This window comes from Catenuloplanes nepalensis (assembly GCF_030811575.1).
Lineage (GTDB): Bacteria > Actinomycetota > Actinomycetes > Mycobacteriales > Micromonosporaceae > Catenuloplanes > Catenuloplanes nepalensis.
This window is the reverse complement of the sequence record NZ_JAUSRA010000001.1, coordinates 9,489,760-9,507,250: the sequence shown is the minus strand read 5'-3', so window position 1 is coordinate 9,507,250 and position 17,491 is coordinate 9,489,760. Positions and strand designations below refer to the sequence as shown.

The 17,491-nt window shown below is 70.2% G+C and carries 15 protein-coding genes; 9 read left to right on the top strand and 6 right to left on the bottom strand.

Annotated elements, in window-relative coordinates:
• Nucleotides 1–14: 14 nt before the first annotated feature.
• Entirely contained in the window at nucleotides 15–746 is a 732-nt protein-coding gene (locus J2S43_RS41420; protein ID WP_306838870.1) for an HD domain-containing protein, read from the bottom strand.
• A 254-nt stretch (nucleotides 747–1,000) separates the two neighbouring features.
• Here J2S43_RS41420 and J2S43_RS41415 point away from each other — a divergent pair, with 254 nt between their 5' ends.
• The 5 genes from J2S43_RS41415 (at nucleotide 1,001) to J2S43_RS41395 (ending at nucleotide 7,264) form a co-directional block, all read left to right on the top strand.
• Complete coding sequence (locus J2S43_RS41415) at nucleotides 1,001–2,341, top strand: ABC transporter substrate-binding protein (protein ID WP_306838868.1); 1,341 nt, start codon at nucleotides 1,001–1,003, stop codon at nucleotides 2,339–2,341.
• A gap of 84 nt (nucleotides 2,342–2,425) precedes the next feature.
• Entirely contained in the window at nucleotides 2,426–3,487 is a 1,062-nt protein-coding gene (locus J2S43_RS41410; protein ID WP_306838867.1) for a carbohydrate ABC transporter permease, read from the top strand.
• A 1-nt stretch (nucleotide 3,488) separates the two neighbouring features.
• Nucleotides 3,489–4,466, top strand: a complete 978-nt coding sequence (locus J2S43_RS41405; protein WP_306838866.1) for a carbohydrate ABC transporter permease — start codon at nucleotides 3,489–3,491, stop codon at nucleotides 4,464–4,466.
• Between the two features lie 92 nt (nucleotides 4,467–4,558).
• Nucleotides 4,559–5,569, top strand: coding sequence for a LacI family DNA-binding transcriptional regulator (locus J2S43_RS41400; protein WP_306838864.1), 1,011 nt, complete (start codon nucleotides 4,559–4,561; stop codon nucleotides 5,567–5,569).
• Between the two features lie 84 nt (nucleotides 5,570–5,653).
• Nucleotides 5,654–7,264, top strand: a complete 1,611-nt coding sequence (locus J2S43_RS41395; protein WP_370881723.1) for a glycoside hydrolase family 13 protein — start codon at nucleotides 5,654–5,656, stop codon at nucleotides 7,262–7,264.
• Nucleotides 7,265–7,351: 87 nt separating this feature from the next.
• Here the strand turns inward: J2S43_RS41395 and J2S43_RS41390 are convergent, their stop codons facing one another.
• Both J2S43_RS41390 and J2S43_RS41385 read right to left on the bottom strand, forming a co-directional pair.
• A complete protein-coding gene (locus J2S43_RS41390; RefSeq protein ID WP_306838863.1) occupies nucleotides 7,352–8,779 on the bottom strand; it encodes an MFS transporter in 1,428 nt (475 codons plus the stop codon).
• Nucleotides 8,780–8,795: 16 nt separating this feature from the next.
• The gene (locus J2S43_RS41385) at nucleotides 8,796–9,395 is read right to left on the bottom strand and encodes a GNAT family N-acetyltransferase (RefSeq protein ID WP_306838861.1); all 600 of its coding nucleotides are present in this window, start codon (nucleotides 9,393–9,395) and stop codon (nucleotides 8,796–8,798) included.
• 156 nt (nucleotides 9,396–9,551) lie between these two features.
• Here J2S43_RS41385 and J2S43_RS41380 point away from each other — a divergent pair, with 156 nt between their 5' ends.
• Nucleotides 9,552–10,409: a helix-turn-helix domain-containing protein gene (locus J2S43_RS41380; RefSeq protein ID WP_306838859.1), complete on the top strand. Its 858-nt coding sequence runs from the start codon at nucleotides 9,552–9,554 to the stop codon at nucleotides 10,407–10,409.
• 89 nt (nucleotides 10,410–10,498) lie between these two features.
• On the top strand, nucleotides 10,499–10,696 hold the full coding sequence (locus J2S43_RS41375) for a DUF397 domain-containing protein (protein WP_306838857.1): 198 nt from the start codon (nucleotides 10,499–10,501) through the stop codon (nucleotides 10,694–10,696).
• Nucleotides 10,697–10,750: 54 nt separating this feature from the next.
• On the opposite strand, the gene xylB is transcribed toward J2S43_RS41375, so the two are convergent.
• Complete coding sequence (gene xylB / locus J2S43_RS41370) at nucleotides 10,751–12,139, bottom strand: xylulokinase (RefSeq protein ID WP_306838855.1); 1,389 nt, start codon at nucleotides 12,137–12,139, stop codon at nucleotides 10,751–10,753.
• Between the two features lie 4 nt (nucleotides 12,140–12,143).
• Entirely contained in the window at nucleotides 12,144–13,331 is a 1,188-nt protein-coding gene (gene xylA / locus J2S43_RS41365) for a xylose isomerase (RefSeq protein ID WP_306839787.1), read from the bottom strand.
• Nucleotides 13,332–13,403: 72 nt separating this feature from the next.
• On the opposite strand from xylA, the gene J2S43_RS41360 reads away from it, so the two are divergent.
• Both J2S43_RS41360 and J2S43_RS41355 read left to right on the top strand, forming a co-directional pair.
• Nucleotides 13,404–14,594 (top strand): ROK family transcriptional regulator, encoded by a 1,191-nt coding sequence (locus J2S43_RS41360; protein ID WP_306838852.1) that lies wholly within the window; start codon nucleotides 13,404–13,406, stop codon nucleotides 14,592–14,594.
• A 38-nt stretch (nucleotides 14,595–14,632) separates the two neighbouring features.
• A complete protein-coding gene (locus J2S43_RS41355) occupies nucleotides 14,633–15,151 on the top strand; it encodes a MarR family winged helix-turn-helix transcriptional regulator (RefSeq protein WP_306838850.1) in 519 nt (172 codons plus the stop codon).
• A 772-nt stretch (nucleotides 15,152–15,923) separates the two neighbouring features.
• On the opposite strand, the gene J2S43_RS41350 is transcribed toward J2S43_RS41355, so the two are convergent.
• On the bottom strand, nucleotides 15,924–17,411 hold the full coding sequence (locus J2S43_RS41350; protein ID WP_306838848.1) for a sugar transferase: 1,488 nt from the start codon (nucleotides 17,409–17,411) through the stop codon (nucleotides 15,924–15,926).
• Nucleotides 17,412–17,491 lie beyond the last annotated feature (80 nt).

The window sequence follows — 17,491 nt, the reverse complement described above, 5'->3', positions numbered from 1 at the left end:
CCGCGGGCGCACGGTCAATCCAGGATGGCGGCGAATCGCTCCTCGGCCAGATCGAGCTGGTCCATGATGTGGGACTTCGCCTCGGGCTCGAGCGGCGTGTCCGGGCGGGCGATCAGGTCCCGGAACGTGGGCACCAGCGGGCGGTACTTCCGGGCGCTGGACTCCATCTTCGGCCCGGTGGTGTGGATGATGCCGACGCCGTTGTCGGTGAAGTCGCTGACCTTGATCACGCGGGCCCACGGGTCACGTTCCAGGCTCTCGGCGACGTGTGCGCGGTACTGCTCGTAGCGGTCCCGGCCGGGCTCGTACTCCGGGTTGGTGACGGATCGGACCAGGTCGGCGACGCGCTTGTTGAAGCGGCGGGCCACCTCGGCGAGCGCGGCCTCGGTGGCGAACGCGTGCGGCTGCGGCGGGGTGAGGCCGGCCAGCTCGCACGGGTGGTCCTCGACCGCGTCGTGCAGCATCGCCGCGACCAGCACGTCCACGTCCGCGACCCGGTAGTAGCACATGATCCGAAGCGTGACCCGGAGCAGGTGGTTGAGGTAGGGCTCGCGCACCCGCCGGTCGTCGCGGTGCAGCGCGGCGGCGAGCGTGAGTGCCTCGGCGAGCGCGTCGCGAGGTGTGCCGTGGAAGCGGGTGATCTCGTCGAGGAAGCGCTGGCGCAGGCCGGGCTCGCCGTACACCTCGGTGATGGCGTGCAGCGGCATGGTGCGCAGGAGTTCGGACTTCGGGTTCTCGCCGGACATGGCGCCCACATATACCCGATTTTGCCTGGTCAGGGTAGCCGCCATATCGGCGGGAACCACCACGAAAACTGACGTTTGAGACGAGAATGACCGTGTGCTACAGAGCGGTCGCAGGTTTCTGAATTGTTACCGATCACAGTCTGCCGACCGCTGGACTAAAGATCCTGCAAGCGCTTACATGTGAGGACGCCCACAGGAACGGGATCCGGCGAACGGCCTTCAGTGCCTCGCGCCGGCTAGGGAAGGAGGACGCCATGGCGGTCAAGTCTCGACCTCGCCAGGCCCTTGCGGTCGCCACCGCTCTCGGGCTGGTGCTGACCGCCGCCGCGTGCGGCGGCGGAGACGACGACAGCAGCAGCGCGGGCACCGGCGACTGCTCGACATACGACGCGTACAAGCACGAGGGCACCGAGGTCTCGATCTACGCATCGATCCGCGACACCGAGGCGGATCTGCTGGAGGAGTCCTGGGCCGAGTTCACCGAGTGCACCGGCATCGCGATCAACTACGAGGGCAGCGGCGAGTTCGAGGCGCAGCTGCAGGTGCGCGTGGACGGCGGCAACGCGCCCGACATCGCGTTCATCCCGCAGCCGGGTCTGATCAAGCGCTTCGCCGACGCGGGCAAGCTCAAGGCCGTCTCCGCGGATACGAAGACCAAGGCCGAGGCCAACTACTCGGCCGACTGGCTGAAGTACGCGACCGTCAACGGCCAGCTGTACGGCGCCCCGTTCGGCTCGAACGTGAAGTCCTTCGTGTGGTACTCGCCGAAGACGTTCACCGAGAAGGGCTACAAGGTCCCGACCACCTGGGACGAGCTGATCGCGCTGAGCGACCAGATCGCGGGTGCCGGCGGCAAGCCGTGGTGCGCGGGCATCGAGTCCGGTGACGCGACCGGCTGGCCGGCCACCGACTGGATCGAGGACGTCATGCTGCGCACGCAGACGCCCGAGGTCTACGACCAGTGGGTCAACCACGAGATCCCGTTCAACGACCCGAAGGTCGCCGAGGCGGTCGACAGGGCCGGCACGATCCTGAAGAACGACAAGTACGTCAACGGTGGCTTCGGCGACTCGAAGTCGATCTCGACGACCGCGTTCCAGGAGGGTGGCCTGCCGATCCTCGAGGACAAGTGCACGCTGCACCGCCAGGCCTCGTTCTACGCGAACCAGTGGCCCGAGGGCACCAAGGTGGCCGAGGACGGCGACGTCTACGCGTTCTACTTCCCGGCGATCGACGCGTCCGGCGGCAAGCCGATCCTGGGCGCCGGCGAGTTCACCGTCGCGTTCGCGGACCGGCCCGAGGTCCAGGCCGTGCAGACGTACCTGGCCAGTGGCGAGCACGCGAACACCCGCGCCAAGCTCGGCAACTGGGTCTCGGCGAACAAGCAGCTGGACATCAACAACGTCGCGAACCCGATCGACAAGCTCTCCGTGGGCATCCTGCAGGACGCCTCGACCGTGTTCCGCTTCGACGGCTCGGACCTGATGCCGGCCTCGGTCGGCGCGGGCACGTTCTGGAAGGGCATGGTCGACTGGATCAACGGCAAGGACACCGCGGGCACCCTCAAGTACATCGAGGATTCCTGGCCCAAGTAGGGCACCCGATCCGGCCCGGGCGTTCCGCGCCCGGGCCGGATCTCTTTCACAACGAGATCCGCCGGGAAACTCTGGGGAGCGGTGATGAATTTCGACCTCGCCGATCAAGCCGACAAGTTCGTGATGCTGCTGGGCGGCCTGGTCGCCTTCGTGGTGCTGGTCGGCGGTCTGCTGCTGGTCCTGGACGTGATCCCGACCAGGCTGGCCACGCGCCGGGAGGCCCGGCTGGCCGCCGCGGCCGATGCGGGCGTGCCGATCGCCGCCGGCGCCGGGCGCGGACGGGAGGGCTGGCTGGCGGCCGGGTTCCTGGCGCCGGCGCTGCTGCTGCTGGCGATCGGCCTGATCTTCCCGGCGGTCCGCACGACCATCCTGTCGTTCATGAACCGGGACAGCAGCGCGTTCGTCGGCTTCGACAACTACACCTGGATGTTCGGCCAGCCGGACATCCAGGCCGTGCTGCTGAACACGCTGATCTGGGTGCTCGTGGTGCCGACGCTGGCCACCACGATCGGCCTGATCTACGCGATCCTGGTGGACAAGGCGCGCGGCGAGGCGGTGGCCAAGGCGCTGATCTTCCTGCCGATGTCGATCTCGTTCGTCGGCGCCAGCATCATCTGGAAGTTCGTGTACGCGTACCGGTCCGGCGAACAGGACCAGATCGGCCTGCTGAACCAGATCGTGGTCTGGTTCGGCGGCGAGCCGCAGCAGTGGCTGCTGGGCCAGGGCTACAAGCTCAACACGCTGCTGCTGATCGTCATCATGATCTGGATCCAGGCCGGCTTCGCCATGGTGATCCTGTCCGCGGCGATCAAGGCGATCCCGGCGGAGATCGTGGAGGCCGCGCGGATCGACGGCACGAACGCCTGGCAGATGTTCTGGCGGATCACGCTGCCGGCGATCCGGCCCGCGGTGATCGTCGTGGTCGTCACGATCACGATCGCCACGCTGAAGGTCTTCGACATCGTCCGCACCATGACGAACGGCAACTACGAGACCAGCGTCATCGCGAACGAGATGTACAACCAGTCGTTCCGGTACGGCGAGACCGGCCACGGCTCCGCGCTGGCCGTGTTCCTGTTCGTGCTCGTGATCCCGATCGTGATCTTCCAGATCCGGAACATCCGCAAGCAGCGGTCGGAGGCCTGACATGACGACTACCAACCCGCCCGCCGCCGCGGTCCCGGTCACGAAGGCCGGGGGCGACAGGCCGAGCACGGCCGCCGGGCGCGTCCGGAAGAAGCTGTCCAGCCCGCTGGCGACCGGCATCGCGCTGGTCATCGCGCTGTTCTGGAGCGTGCCGACGTTCGGCCTGCTGATCAGCTCGTTCCGGCCGGAGAACGAGATCAAGACCAGCGGCTGGTGGACGTTCTTCACCGACCCTCAGCTGACGCTTTCCAACTACGACGAGGTGCTGTTCGGCGGCAGCGCCAGCTCCGGTCAGCTGGCCGGTTACTTCATCAACTCGCTGGTGATCACGATCCCGGCGGTGCTGTTCCCGATGGCGATCTGCGCGCTGGCCGCGTACGCGCTGGCCTGGATCGACTTCCGCGGCCGAGACTGGATCTACATCCTGATCTTCGCGCTGCAGATCGTGCCGCTGCAGATGGCGCTGGTTCCGCTACTGCGCTTCTTCTCCCAGGGCGTGGAGTTGTTCGGCGTCCAGCTGCTGCCGGCCTGGGGGCTGAGCGGCGAGGAGCTGTTCATCCAGGTGTGGTTCGCGCATACCTGCTTCGCCATCCCGTTCGGCGTCTACCTGCTGCACAACTTCATCTCGGAGCTGCCGCGGGATGTGATGGAGGCGGCCCGCGTCGACGGCGCCAACCACCCGAAGATCTTCCGGACCATCGTGCTGCCGCTGATCACGCCGGTCCTCGCGTCGTTCGGCATCTTCCAGTTCCTCTGGGTCTGGAACGACCTGCTGGTCGCGCTGATCTTCGCCAGCGGCGGCGGCCGGGACACCAACCCGATGACGGTCCGGCTGGCGGAGCTGGCCGGCACCCGCGGCAACGAGTGGCAGAGGCTCACCTCCGGCGCGTTCGTGTCGATGATCGTCCCCCTGATCGTCTTCCTCTCGCTCCAGCGGTACTTCGTCCGTGGTCTCCTCGCCGGAAGCGTCAAGGGATAGCGTTTCCGGCAAGACAGATCGTGCATAACGGCCGGCCGCGGGCAGAAGCGGCCGGCCGTTGTCCTCAGTGCGCGCTGCGCGAAGGTGGCGACGTGACCAGGATCGATGATGTGGCCCGGGCGGCCGGTGTCTCCACCGCCACCGTCTCCCGGGCGTTGCGCGGACTGCCGATGGTGTCCGAGACGACCCGCCGGCGGGTGCTGGAGGCCGCGACCCGGCTCGGCTACAGCGCGTCGCCCAGCGCGTCCCGGCTGGCCGGCGGCCGGACCGGCGGCGTGGCCGTGGTGGTACCGCGGATCACCCGCTGGTTCTTCTCCACCGTGGTCGAGGCGGCGGAGCAGAGCCTGCACGAGGCCGGGTACGACGTGCTGCTGTTCAACCTCGGCGGCAGCGAGCAGGCCCGGCTCAAACTGCTGCACACCGGCGCGCTGCGGCAACGGGCGGACGCGGTCATGCTGATCTCCATGCCGCTGCTCGCCGAGGACTTCGCGGCCGTCAGCCAGCTGGAGCTGCCGGGCGTGACGGTCAGCTCCGGCACGGCGGTGCCGGGCTGGCCGAGCGTCCGGATAGACGACGTCGGCGCGGCGCGGAAGGCGATGGAGCACCTGATCGGGCTGGGCCACACCCGGATAGCGCGGATCTGCGGCGAGTCCTCCGACGAGCTGGCGTTCACCACGCACGTGGACCGTCGCCGCGGTTACCTGGAGGCGCTGCTGCACGCCGGGATCACGCCGGACCCGGCGCTGGAGGTGGAGGGCAGCCTGGACCTGGCCGGTGGCGCGGCCGCGACCGGGGAACTACTGGCCCGCGGCGTCGCGTTCACCGCGATCTTCGCGACCTGCGACGAGGCCGCGATGGGCGCGCTGACCGCGCTGCGCCGGCACGGCCTGCGGGTGCCCGAGGACGTGAGCCTGGCCGGCATCGACGACCACGACCTGGCGCCGGCGATCGGGCTGACCACGGTGGCGCAGCCGGCCGCGGAACAGGGCCGGCGGGCGGTGCAGACGCTGCTGTCGCCGGACGCGCAGGGCGACGTGCTGCTGCCGACACACCTCACCGTTCGCGAGTCGACCGCGGCGCCCGCACGCACACTTGATGGGTAAAGGAACACTTTTCAACACGGGACGGAGAAGGCCCTGAACACGCAGCCGAACAAGCAAGAGGGCAGCGAGTGGTGGCGGCACGCCGTGATCTACCAGGTCTATCCCCGGTCCTGGGCGGACAGCGACGGCGACGGCCTCGGTGACCTGCCCGGCATCACCGGCCGGCTGGACCACCTGGTGGAGCTGGGCGTGGACGCGCTCTGGCTGTCCCCGTTCTATCCGTCCCCGCAGGCGGACGCCGGGTACGACGTGGCCGACTACCGCAACGTCGACCCGATCTTCGGGCAGCTGGAGGACGCGGACAAGCTGATCGGCGAGGCGCACGCGCGCGGGCTGAGGCTGATCGTCGACCTGGTGCCGAACCACACGTCCAGCGCGCACGAGTGGTTCCAGGAGGCGCTGGCCTCCGAGCCGGGCAGCCCGGCGCGCGACCGGTACGTCTTCCGGGACGGCCGGGGCGCGAACGGCGAGGAGCCGCCGAACGACTGGTCCGCGGTCTTCGGCGGGTCGGCCTGGCAGCGGATCACCGAGCTCGACGGCACGCCCGGCCAGTGGTACCTGCATCTGTTCGACCCCGCGCAGCCGGACCTGAACTGGGACAACCCGGAGATCCGGGCGGACTTCGTGAAGACGCTGCGGTTCTGGCTGGACCGGGGCGTGGACGGGTTCCGGGTGGACGTGGCGCACGGCCTGATCAAGCAGCGCGACCTGGCGAACTGGGAGTACCCGATCCACGGCGCGACCGGTGACGGCGTCGAGGGGCGGCGCGCGCCGATGTGGGACCAGGACGAGGTGCACGAGGTCTACCGCGAGTGGCGGCAGGTGCTCGACTCGTACGAGGGTGAGCGGATCCTGGTCGCGGAGGCGTGGGTGCAGCCGGCCGAGCGGCTCGCGGCCTACGTGCGCCCGGACGAGATGCACCAGGCGTTCAACTTCGAGTACCTGGAGGCGCACTGGAGCGCCGCGGACCAGCGGTCGGTCATCTCCCGCTCGCTGGCCGCGAACGGCGCGGTGGGCGCGCCGACCACGTGGGTGCTCTCCAACCACGACGTGCTGCGGCACGCGTCCCGGCTGGGCCTGCCGATCGGCACGCCGCGGCCGGACGGCATCGGCGTCGGCGACCCGCAGCCGGACCCGGTGCTCGGCCTGCGCCGCGGCCGCGCGGCCACGCTGCTGATGCTGAGCCTGCCCGGCGGCGCCTACCTCTACCAGGGTGAGGAGCTGGGCCTGCCGGAGCACATGACGTTGCCGGACGAGGCGCGGCAGGACCCGACGTGGGAGCGGTCGCGGCACGAACGCCGGGGCCGGGACGGCTGCCGGGTGCCGATCCCGTGGGAGGCGGACGCGCCGTCGTACGGGTTCGGCCCGGCGGACGCGAGCTGGCTGCCGCAGCCGGAGCTGTGGGCGGAGTACGCGCTGGACCGCCAGCGTGACGTGCCCGGCAGCACCTACGAGCTGTATCGCGAGGCGCTGCGCCGGCGTCGTGAGCTGGGACTGGGCAGCGGCGACCTGAGCTGGGACTCAGACGGCGGCGACGCGGTGCTGTCGTTCGTCAACGGCGGGGTGCGGGTGCTGACCAACTTCGGCCCGGACGACGCGGTGCTGCCGGCGGGCGCGGAGGTCATCCTGGCCAGTCACCCGCTGGAGACGCCGGATCGGGTGCCGGCCGACGTGACGGTCTGGCTGCGCGCCTGACGATCCCGTGATCGAGGCGTCGTTCATGTCGTTGGAACGACATGAACGACGCCTCGATCACCCTCCTGGCGTGGGAGTGCGGGCGGCTCAGGTCGAGGCGGTGGCCGTACCCTCGGAGGGCTGTTGATCTTTGTTTGTGGTTGCTCTGGTGAGCAGGGTGGCGTGCACGTCCGCGATGTCCTTCGGCGCGGTGCGTGAGGCCAGCCAGTACATGATGCCGGTCGGCACGAAGAAGAGCTGGAACAGCGCGAGCCCGGCCGCGTAGTTGAGCGGCGGCGGGAACGCACCGGCCAGCGCCTTCGCGGCGACGCCGATCAGCGCGTTGCCGCCGGCCCGGCCGAGACTGTTGACCAGGTTGCCGATCGAGTAGACCGTGCCGCGGTGCTCCGGCAGGTTGACGTCGCCGATCAGCGCGAACCAGTTCGGCGAGTTCGCGGACGTGAACGCGAGCGCGGTGAATGCGGTGATCAGGCTGAGCGCGACGGTCGGCTCGGTGACCACGCTGGCCAGCACGGCCGCGACCACCTCGCCGCTGGAGCCGCCGTCCGGCACGGTGATCTTCATGGGTACGTAGAACAGGATCCCGTAGAACGGCAGCGCGCCGAGCACGCCCACGGCCGCGACCAGTGCCCGGCCGCGCGGGGTGCGCCGCTGCAGGCGGTCGCCGATCACGCCACCGATGATCGACAATGCGCCGCCGAGCTGGAACAGCGTGGTGAAGATCGTGCCGACCACGACCGCGGTGGAGTCGTCGTAGCCCTGGGCCTTGGCCCGCTCGGTGAACAGCACCGGCAGCCAGACCAGCGAGCCGAACGCGACCTGCGCGGTCAGCCCCTGCGCGACCAGCCAGACGTTGGACCGGTTGCGCCAGATCCGCGGCAGGTCGGCGCGGGAGATGCGGTAGTCGTAGTCGGCGGTGCCGGCCAGCTCCGGCTCCGCCTCGCCGCGCCGGATGTCGTAGGTGAACAGGTACGCCACGGTGGCGACCAGGCCGGCAACGGTCAGCACCATGAACGGGCGCCGCCAGTCCGCGTTGCCGGCCAGGCCGCCGAGCAGCGTGCCGGTCAGCGAGCCGACGCCCTGCGCCAGCCCGAAGAACGCCATCACCAGGCCCCGCCGGCGCGGCGTGATCAGATCGGTGACCACGGAGAAGCCGACCGAGGAGACCGCGCCGAGGCCGGCCGCCGCGATCAGCTGCGCGAGCACGAACATGACGAAGTTGCCGGAGAGCGCGGTCCCGGCCGTTCCGGCGGCCCAGACCAGCGTGCCGGACATCAGCAGCCGCTTGCGGTCGGTGCGGTCCCCGCTGTATGCCCAGGCGACCGAGGCGACCGCGCTGACCAGGTAGGTCAGCGAGATGACGCCGGCGATCGCGCCGCGGCTGACGTCGAGCCCGTCGCCGATCCGGCCGTAGAGCGGCGGCGCGATGCCGATCACCACGTTGTCCAGCGAGGCGAGCACGACGAAGACCACCACGCTGTACGAGCGGTGCACCCGCCCGCCGCCGCCCCTCATGACACGGGAGGGTAGCTCAGTTCGAGGTCCGGGCGCTGCGGCGCCACATGGGCCAGAACGCGGCGCCGTCCGGCAGCAGGATCGGCGCGGAGGCGCGATAGCCGTGCCGGGCGTAGAGATCGCGCGCGGCGGGATTGCCGGAGACAAGGTAGGCGGGAATGCCGGCCGCGTCGAGCCGCGCGTGGTGGGCCCGCAGCAGCGCGCTGCCCAGCCCCTCACCGCGCCGGTTCTGCTCCACGGCCATGAACAGCAGGTGGTGGTGCGGCTCGGCCGGGTGGTGCGCGGCCAGCAGCTGGACCAGCTGGCGGAACCGGTCGCCGAACTCCGCGGTCACCTCGTCCATCCGGGCGTCGAACCGGCCGGGCAGCGCGGGCCAGGGGTCGCCGTCGTGCGGCAGCCAGACCGCGACTCCGGTCCGGTCCGGCGTGCACAGCACCTCGCCCATCTCCAGCGCCGCGTGCATCGAGGCACGGATCGCGGTGGAGAGCACCGCGTGGCGGCGGGCGCGCGGCGGAACCAGCCAGACCGCGGGCGCCTGGCTCTCCAGCCCGCGGGTGATCAGGTCGGCCGCCCACAGGGCGTCGGACGCATCGGCCCTCGTGACCGTCGGATGCACGCCGGCTCGCCTCCCTGATGTCGGCCGCTAGCAGATTCGCATCTGGGCTCGCGTCCTGCAACTCCCACTATGGAGCAAGTTCCAGAGCTGGAACTTCTCCGAAATTCGCGGTAGGCGGTTACCCGCTCATGACCTGCATCGGCGACACTCTGCGCTATGGGAACCCATCCGACGGTGCGGCGGCGCCGGCTCGCATCCGAGCTGCGGCGGCTGCGGGAGGCGGCGGACCTGACCATAGAGCAGGCCGCCGCCGAGGCGAAGGTCAGCAAATCCACGCTGTCCAGGATCGAGACGGCACAGATCCGCGTCCAGCCGCGGACGGTCGGCACACTGCTGCGCGTCTACGGCGTGTCGTCCGAGGTGCGCGGCGCGCTGGTGCAACTGGCCCGGGACGCGCGCGAACACGGCTGGTGGGTGGACTACTCCGGCTCGATGCCACAGTGGTTCGCGGGTTACGTGGCGTTCGAGGACGAGGCGTCCGGCTTCCAGATCGTCGACATCCAGCTGGTTACCGGCCTGCTGCAGACGCCGGGCTACGCGCGGGCCGTGATAGCGGCGGAGTTCCCCGAGGACTCGCCGGAGCGCATCGACGAGCGGGTGGAGCTACGGCTGGCCCGGCAGGCCGTGCTGCGCCGGGAGACGCCGCCGAAGCTGTGGCTCATCCTGGACGAGTCCGTCACGGAGCGCGTCATCGGCGGGCCGGACGTCATGGCCGCGCAACTTCGGCATCTTGTGGACACCAGCCAGTTACCGAACGTCACCATTCAGGTCCTACCGTTCGGGCAGGGACCTTATGCCGGGATGGGGGTGGGTTTCACCATTATGGAATTCGCCAACCCCGGCGATCCCACCGTGGTCTACCTGGAAAATCTCTCCGGAGCGTTGCTTTTGGACAGTCCGGAGCACGTGGCCACGCATGCCACCGCATATGACCATATGCGGGCGATTGCGCTCTCCCCGGTGGACAGCGTTAAACTACTAAGCGTGAAGGCGGACGCGTTCGCTCCCAGGTGAAGACTGCCTGGAAGCGGGCGACCTCTGTTGATCTCTGTCCGTCCTCACAGCACAACGTCGGCGAGATCAACAGAGTAGGAGGGCGCACTATGGTTGCGCCGAATCCGTCCGAGGCCACGTGGCGCAAGAGCAGCCGCAGTAACGGCCAGGGACAGTGCGTGGAGTTCGCCCGGCTCGGCGACGCCGTCGTCGGGGTGCGCGACTCGAAGGACGTGCAGGGACCGACGCTGACATTCGCCCCGGCAAGCTGGCGGAACTTCCTGGCCAGCGACCTCATCCAGCGATAACGAACTTGCGAGTGGGCCCGCCGCGGTCAGTAGCGGCGGGCCCTTTTTGCATCCTCAGTGCCGGTCGACCGTCAGCTCGCGGGCCGCGGCGTACTGCTCGCGGATCGCGGGGACGGGCGTAGCGCCGTACTCCTGCGTGTTCTTGATCGTCCACTCGGGAGCCGCGCCGGTGGCGATCCAGGCGGCCTGCCGGGCGGCGCCGTCGGCAACGTACTCCCCCGGCGGCGGGACCACGACCGGCAGCCCGAAGACCGCGGGCGCGATCCGGCGGACCGCCTCGGAACGGGCGCCGCCGCCGACCAGGATCACCCGGTTGACCGTGGCGCCCTGGGCGCGCAGTGCGTCCAGACCGTCCGCGAGCGCGCACAGCATGCCCTCGACCGCGGCCCGGGCCAGGTGCGCGGGCGTGCCGGTGCGCAGCGTCAGACCGTGCACCGCGCCGGACGCGTGCGGCTTGTTCGGCGTGCGCTCGCCCTCCAGGTAGGGCACCAGCACCAGCCCGTCCGCGCCGGCCGGCGCGTCGAGCGCCAGGTCGGACAGCTTCGCCACGTCCACGCCGAGCATGGTCGCGGCCGTGGTGAGCACACGGGCCGCGTTCAGGGTGCAGACCAGCGGCAGGAACCGGCCGGTCACGTCCGCGAACCCGGCGACGATGCCGCTCGGGTCGTTCGCGGGCGTGTCCGCCACCGAGAAGACGGTGCCGGACGTGCCGATGGAGACGATCACGTCACCGGGCTGCGCGCCGGCGCCGAACCCGGCGGCCGCGTTGTCCCCGGCGCCCGGGCCGAGCAGGGCGTTCCCGTGGTTGCCGGCCGTGCCGGTGGGGCCGAGGACGGTCGGGACCGTCAGGTCCTTCCGCACGGCCTGACGGAGAAGGTCCAGCCGGTACTCGTTCGTGGCCGCGGACCAATAGCCCGTGCCGCTGGCGTCGCTGCGGTCGGTGTACAGCGCGTCCAGGCCCGGCGCACCGGCCAGCTTCCAGGTGAGCCAGTCGTGCGGCAGGCACACCGCGGCGGCACGGGCCACGTTGCCCGGCTCGTGATCGGCCAGCCAGCGCAGCTTGGTCACGGTGAACGAGGCGACCGGCACCAGGCCGACCGCGTCCGTCCACTGCTGGGCGCCGCCGAGCTCGTCGATCAGGTCCACGGCGGCCTGCGCGGACCGGGTGTCGTTCCAGAGCAGCGCGGGGCGGACGACCTCACCCTGCTCGTCGAGCGTGACCATGCCGTGCTGCTGGCCACCGACGCTGATCGCGGCGACGTCGTCGAGGCCGCCGGCCATGGTGGAGGCCTGCTCCAGCGCCTGCCACCACGCGTCCGGATGCACCTCGGTGCCGTCCGGGTGGGCCGAGCGGCCCTCCCGGACGAGCGTGCCGGTCTCCGCGTCGCGGATCACGACCTTGCACGACTGGGTCGACGAGTCGACCCCGGCAACGAGAGTCATGTCTTTACCGCGCACCCAGCACGTGCTCGACCGCGAGCTGGTTGAGGCGGACGAAGCCGAAGCCGCGCTGGGCGGCGGCGTCCACGTCGTACTCCTCGAAGCTGCTCCTGTCGGCCAGCAGGTCCGTGACGGTCTCGCCGTCGTCGAGCGTGGTCTGGTTCAGCTCGGCGACACCGCTGGCCGCGAGCGCCTCCTGCACCTCCGGGTCGGCCCGGAACGCGGCGGCACGCTCCTTGAGCAGCAGGTAGGTCCGCATGTTCGCGGCCGCGGAGGCCCAGACGCCGTCGTAGTCCTCGGTGCGGGACGGCTTGTAGTCGAAGTGACGCGGGCCGGAGTAGGCCTCGCCACCGCCGGGCGCGCCGTTCTCCAGCAGGTCGACCAGGGCGAACGCGTTGAGCAGGTCACCGTGGCCGAAGACCAGGTCCTGGTCATACTTGATGCCGCGCTGGCCGTTGAGGTCGATGTGGAAGAGCTTGCCGTGCCAGAGCGCCTGCGCGATGCCGTGCGCGAAGTTGAGGCCGGCCATCTGCTCGTGGCCCACCTCGGGGTTGAGGCCGACCAGCTCGGGCTTGTCCAGCTCGCCGATGAACGCGATCGCGTGGCCGACCGTGGGGAGCAGGATGTCGCCGCGGGGCTCGTTCGGCTTCGGCTCGATCGCGAAGCGGATGTCGTAACCCTTGTCGGTCACATACTGCGTGAGGAGGTTCAGACCCTCCTTGTAACGCTCGAGCGCGGCGCGCACGTCCTTGGCCAGGTCGTACTCCGAGCCCTCGCGGCCGCCCCACAGCACGTAGGTGTTCGCGCCCAGCTCGGCGGCGAGGTCGATGTTGCGCAGCACCTTGCGCAGCGCGTAACGCCGGACCGAACGGTCGTTGCTGGTGAAGCCGCCGTCCTTGAACACCGGATGGGTGAACAGGTTGGTGGTGACCATCGGGACCTTGAGGCCGGTCTCGTCCAGCGCCTTCCTGAACCGGCTGATCTGCTCGTCGCGCGCGGCGGTCCCGGCGCCGAACGGGATCAGGTCGTCGTCGTGGAACGTCATGCCGTACGCACCGAGCTCGGCGAGCTTGTGCACGGCCTCGACGGCGTCGAGCGGTGCACGGGTGGCGTCGCCGAACGGGTCACGCGCGGTCCAGCCGACGGTCCACAGGCCGAACGTGAACCGGTCCGCGGGAGTGGGCTTCACCATCAGATACCTCCACGTAACATCCGCGATTTGTTTATTGGTTGAATTATTTGAGCGGCGTGTGGCATTGTCAACCCCGTGATTTCCGGGATCTCCGCGGCCGGCACGCCGGTGCGGCAGGCGAGTCTGCGCCAGCACAATCTGCGGCTGGTGCTGGCCCAGATCGCGCTTTCGAGTCCGCAGTCGCGCGCCGACGTCGCGTCCGCCACCGGTCTCACCCGTGCCACGGTCTCCACTCTCGTCGACGATCTCGTCTCCGGCAGGCTGTTGCGCGAGGTCTCTCCCGCGCCCCGCACCGGCGCCGGCCGGCCCGGCGTCGGACTCGTGCTCAACGACGCGGACGGCCCGGCCGGGCTCGGCCTGGAGATCAACGTCGACTACCTGGCCGCGTGCGTGCTGGACCTGAGCGGCGCGGTCCGGCACCGGGAGATCCAGGCCGGCGATCGGCGGGGCGTCTCCCCCGCCCTGGTGCTGTCCACGACGGCCTCGCTGGCCGCTCGCGCCCACGCCGCCGCTCAAGATCAAGGACTGACCATCGCGGGTACGGCCGTGGCCGTGCCCGGCCTGGTCTCGCCGGACGGCACGATCCGCCTCGCACCGAACCTCGGGTGGCGCGAGGTGAACACGTCCGGCTTCACCCCGGGCCCGCTCACCGTGGAGAACGAGGCGAACCTGGCCGCGCTCGGCGAACTGCACTACGGCTCGCCGTCCGGCTCGTCGAGCTTCCTCTACGTCTCCGGCGAGATCGGCATCGGCGCCGGCATCGTGCTGGACGGCAGCCTGTTCCGCGGCGCGCGCGGCTGGAGCGGCGAACTCGGCCACGTCGCGGTCCACCCGGACGGGCCGGCCTGCCGGTGCGGCGCGCGCGGCTGCCTGGAGCAGTACGCCGGCCAGGAAGCCCTGCTCCCGCCGGGCCGGTCCGTCGACGACCTCGCGGCCGCCGCGCTCTCCGGCGACGCCGCCGCGCTCGACCGGCTGTCGGCCGCCGCGTCCGCGCTCGGCGTCACCATCGCCGGCGTGATCAACCTGCTGGACGTGGACACGGTCGTACTCGGCGGCATCTACGCGCCGCTCGCCCCCTGGCTCTCCCCCGGCATCGAGGCCCAGATCGCGTCCCGCGTGCTGACCGCGAGCTGGTCACCGGTCCGCGTCCGCGCCGCCGGCCTCGGCAGCGACGCGGCCGTCATCGGTGCCGCCGGCGCGATCATCCGCGCGGTGCACGAGGAACCCGCCGCCTGGCTCACCGAGACCTCACCCAGTACGCCATAGAGACACGACACACATGGCGGGGGTACTCTCGGCGGACGATGGCCGTACAGCACGGGCCAAACCGGCCGGATCCCATCCTCGCCCCCGCGACCGCCACCACCACCGTCTCCGCCGACGCCGCCGCGATCGACGAGGCGGCCGAGGCGCTCCTGGGCGTCTGGGACACCGCCCGGGAAAAGGCCACCAACCGCCTCTCAGGCTCGCAGCTGCGGGCCCTTCTCGTCGTGGAGCAGGACGAGGGCATCAACCTGGGCGGGCTCGCCGGGCACCTCGGCATGATCCTCTCCTCCGCCAGCCGCCTCTGCGACCGCCTCGTCGCCGCCGGCATGCTGGAACGCGAGCCCGGCCGCGCCGACCGCCGCGAGATCTCGCTCATCCTCACCTCCGCCGGCCACGCGCTCCTCGACGAGGTCCGCACCGAGCGCCGCGACCAGCTGTCCGGCGTCCTCGCCCGGATGTCCCCCACCTCCCGCACCGCGCTCCTCGCCGGCCTTCAGGCCTTCGGCACCGCCACGCAGCCGGCCGAGGACGCCCCCTCCGCCGCGCGCACCGCCTGACCCCTTCTCCCGGGTCCTCCGGTTGAACACGCCGCGCCATGCGTAAGGCCGCTATCCGGGCGGGTTGCGTCGGGCGATGCACGGAGGCCTATCCAGCGCGACGAGCTGACGTCGCGTCGCCGCAGGCCGGCGCGGCCGGCGACCGGTGCACTGAACAACCCTCACTGAGGCGACATTTCCGGTATAGGTCCCGAAACGACGCGGCGTCGCAACAGCTAGCGATCTGGGTGCGGGTGAACGCTTTGACCTTCCGCATCATGGAAGATCAGTCCCAGACAGCGAACACGATCAGTGAGTCAGGCCGCCTTGCCCCGAAATATCAGGTTAATTCCGGCGACTATCGTGCCGGGGCGCGACTAGTGATACACAGAGCACCGTAAGAGGCCCTCTTACGGTGCTCTGTGTATCACTAGTCGCTCCGTGGCGGACTTTCCCGCCGATTTCCCCGCCCACGACAGCCTCCCCAGCCAAAACGGCACCCCGAACGCGGTGTGCGAAGCACACATACCGTCGCCGCCTGGCTGCCCCGTCCCCAATAACGCGAAATATCGGGCGTGCGACGCCCGATCACCATCTCCCAGCAGCACCGACAACTGAGCAGCTTCCGCGGCCGAGGCTTGCCGGGCGCGGAAGCCGCGTAAGTTTTGGCGGCAGCACCGGGAGTCGGCGGTGCGGCCGGGGACCGGAAGCGGGAAATGAATTTGCCTTGGATCCGGCCTTTGATTCTTGTGGGCTATTCGCACCACGGCGGATCGCAATCGGAATGCGCGAATCAGTAGGCTCCGCGGGAGCGGACGACCGCGCCGACGGTCTTCCACAGGATGGTGAGGTCGGCGGCGAGTGACCAGTTCTCGACGTAGAAGAGGTCGAGGCGGACGCCGTCCTCCCAGGACAGATCGGATCGCCCGCTGACCTGCCACAACCCGGTCATGCCCGGCTTGACCAGCAAGCGGCGGGCCAGGTCTCCATCGTAGCGGGCCACCTCGGACGGCAGTGGCGGGCGCGGCCCGACCAGGCTCATGTGACCGAGCAGAACGTTGAACAGCTGCGGGAGTTCGTCGAGTGACCACTTGCGCAGGAACCGGCCGACCCGGGTGACGCGCGGGTCGTTGCGCATCTTGAACATCAGCCCGTCGGTCTCGTTCTTCGCCGTGAGTTCGGCCAGGAGCGCGTCCGCGTTGGTCACCATGGTGCGGAACTTGAAGACGCCGAACTCCTTGGAGTCCAGCCCCACGCGCGTCTGCCGGAAGATGACCGGACCCCGGCTGTCGATCTTGATGGCCAGCGCGATCGCGATCATCACCGGCAGCGCGGCCAGCGTGACCAGCAGTGCCAGGCTGCGGTCGATGAGTTCCTTGATGAGCTTGCGCCCGCCGCGGAACTCGGGCGACTCGACGTGGATCAGCGGCAGTCCGGCGACCGGCCGGGTGTGGATGCGCGGGCCGGCCACGTCCGTCAGCGCCGGCGCCAGGACCAGGTCGACGTCGGTGCCCTCCAGTTGCCAGCCGAGGCGCCGGAGCCGGCCGGCGGTCAGTTCGCCGGAGGCGGTGACCGCGACCGTGTCCACGCCGGTGGCCGCGACCGCGTCGAGGATGTTGCGGAACGAGCCGACCACGGGTACGTCGCCGAGGCGCTGCGGGACCGGTGCGAGGAGCGCGTCCGGGATGCAGGCGCCGACCACGTGATACCCGGCGTACGGCTCGCGGCGCAGCGTGTGGACCAGTTCCAGCACGTGTGGCGCGTCGCCGACGACGAGCACCCGGCGGGCCCAGCCCTGACCCTTCGTGCGCTGCCGGTGCAGGCGTTTCCGGGCCACCCAGCGCGCGACGATGAGCAGGACCGTGCCGAGCGCGAACGAGATGGCCAGGAAGCCGCGGGCGACGCCGATGTCGACGATGTATCCGGCGATCGCGACGCCGCCGGCGACCCGGAGGCTGGCGGTGAAGATCCGGCGGTACTCGTCGGCGCCGTAGCCGAGCACCCGGTCGTCGTAGCAGCGCAGGCCCTTGAGGGAGAGCAGCCAGACGACCGCGAGGACCGGCAGGATGACGTAGTAGGGGACCTCGACGCCGATCGCCGGGGTGTCGTAGAAGCGCCCGACGTAGCCGGCCAGCACCGCGACCGCGACCACGATCGCGTCGATGATCACGAGGCTGCGGACGTAGCGGTGCTGCCGGAGGCGGAGCGTGGCTACGGAGGCGTCCGGCTGGGTGTCGTCCGGGTGTGTCCCGGACGACGGCGCTAGCGTCGCTGACGTCATCGGCCCTCCCAGTTGTGCCCGCGGAAAGGCGGGAAAGCCCATGATCGTTCAGCAGGGCCGGTCGCAGAATATCCGCGACC

Excerpts from the sequence above, each read along its gene's own strand:
- J2S43_RS41350 (WP_306838848.1), bottom strand. The coding sequence starts at position 17,411 with ATGACGTCAGCGACGCTAGCGCCGTCGTCCGGGACACACCCGGACGAC.
- xylB (WP_306838855.1), bottom strand. The coding sequence starts at position 12,139 with ATGACTCTCGTTGCCGGGGTCGACTCGTCGACCCAGTCGTGCAAGGTC.
- J2S43_RS41355 (WP_306838850.1), top strand. The coding sequence starts at position 14,633 with ATGGCCGTACAGCACGGGCCAAACCGGCCGGATCCCATCCTCGCCCCC.
- J2S43_RS41405 (WP_306838866.1), top strand. The coding sequence starts at position 3,489 with ATGACGACTACCAACCCGCCCGCCGCCGCGGTCCCGGTCACGAAGGCC.
- J2S43_RS41380 (WP_306838859.1), top strand. The coding sequence starts at position 9,552 with ATGGGAACCCATCCGACGGTGCGGCGGCGCCGGCTCGCATCCGAGCTG.
- J2S43_RS41375 (WP_306838857.1), top strand. The coding sequence starts at position 10,499 with ATGGTTGCGCCGAATCCGTCCGAGGCCACGTGGCGCAAGAGCAGCCGC.
- J2S43_RS41415 (WP_306838868.1), top strand. The coding sequence starts at position 1,001 with ATGGCGGTCAAGTCTCGACCTCGCCAGGCCCTTGCGGTCGCCACCGCT.
- J2S43_RS41420 (WP_306838870.1), bottom strand. The coding sequence starts at position 746 with ATGTCCGGCGAGAACCCGAAGTCCGAACTCCTGCGCACCATGCCGCTG.
- J2S43_RS41390 (WP_306838863.1), bottom strand. The coding sequence starts at position 8,779 with ATGAGGGGCGGCGGCGGGCGGGTGCACCGCTCGTACAGCGTGGTGGTC.
- J2S43_RS41410 (WP_306838867.1), top strand. The coding sequence starts at position 2,426 with ATGAATTTCGACCTCGCCGATCAAGCCGACAAGTTCGTGATGCTGCTG.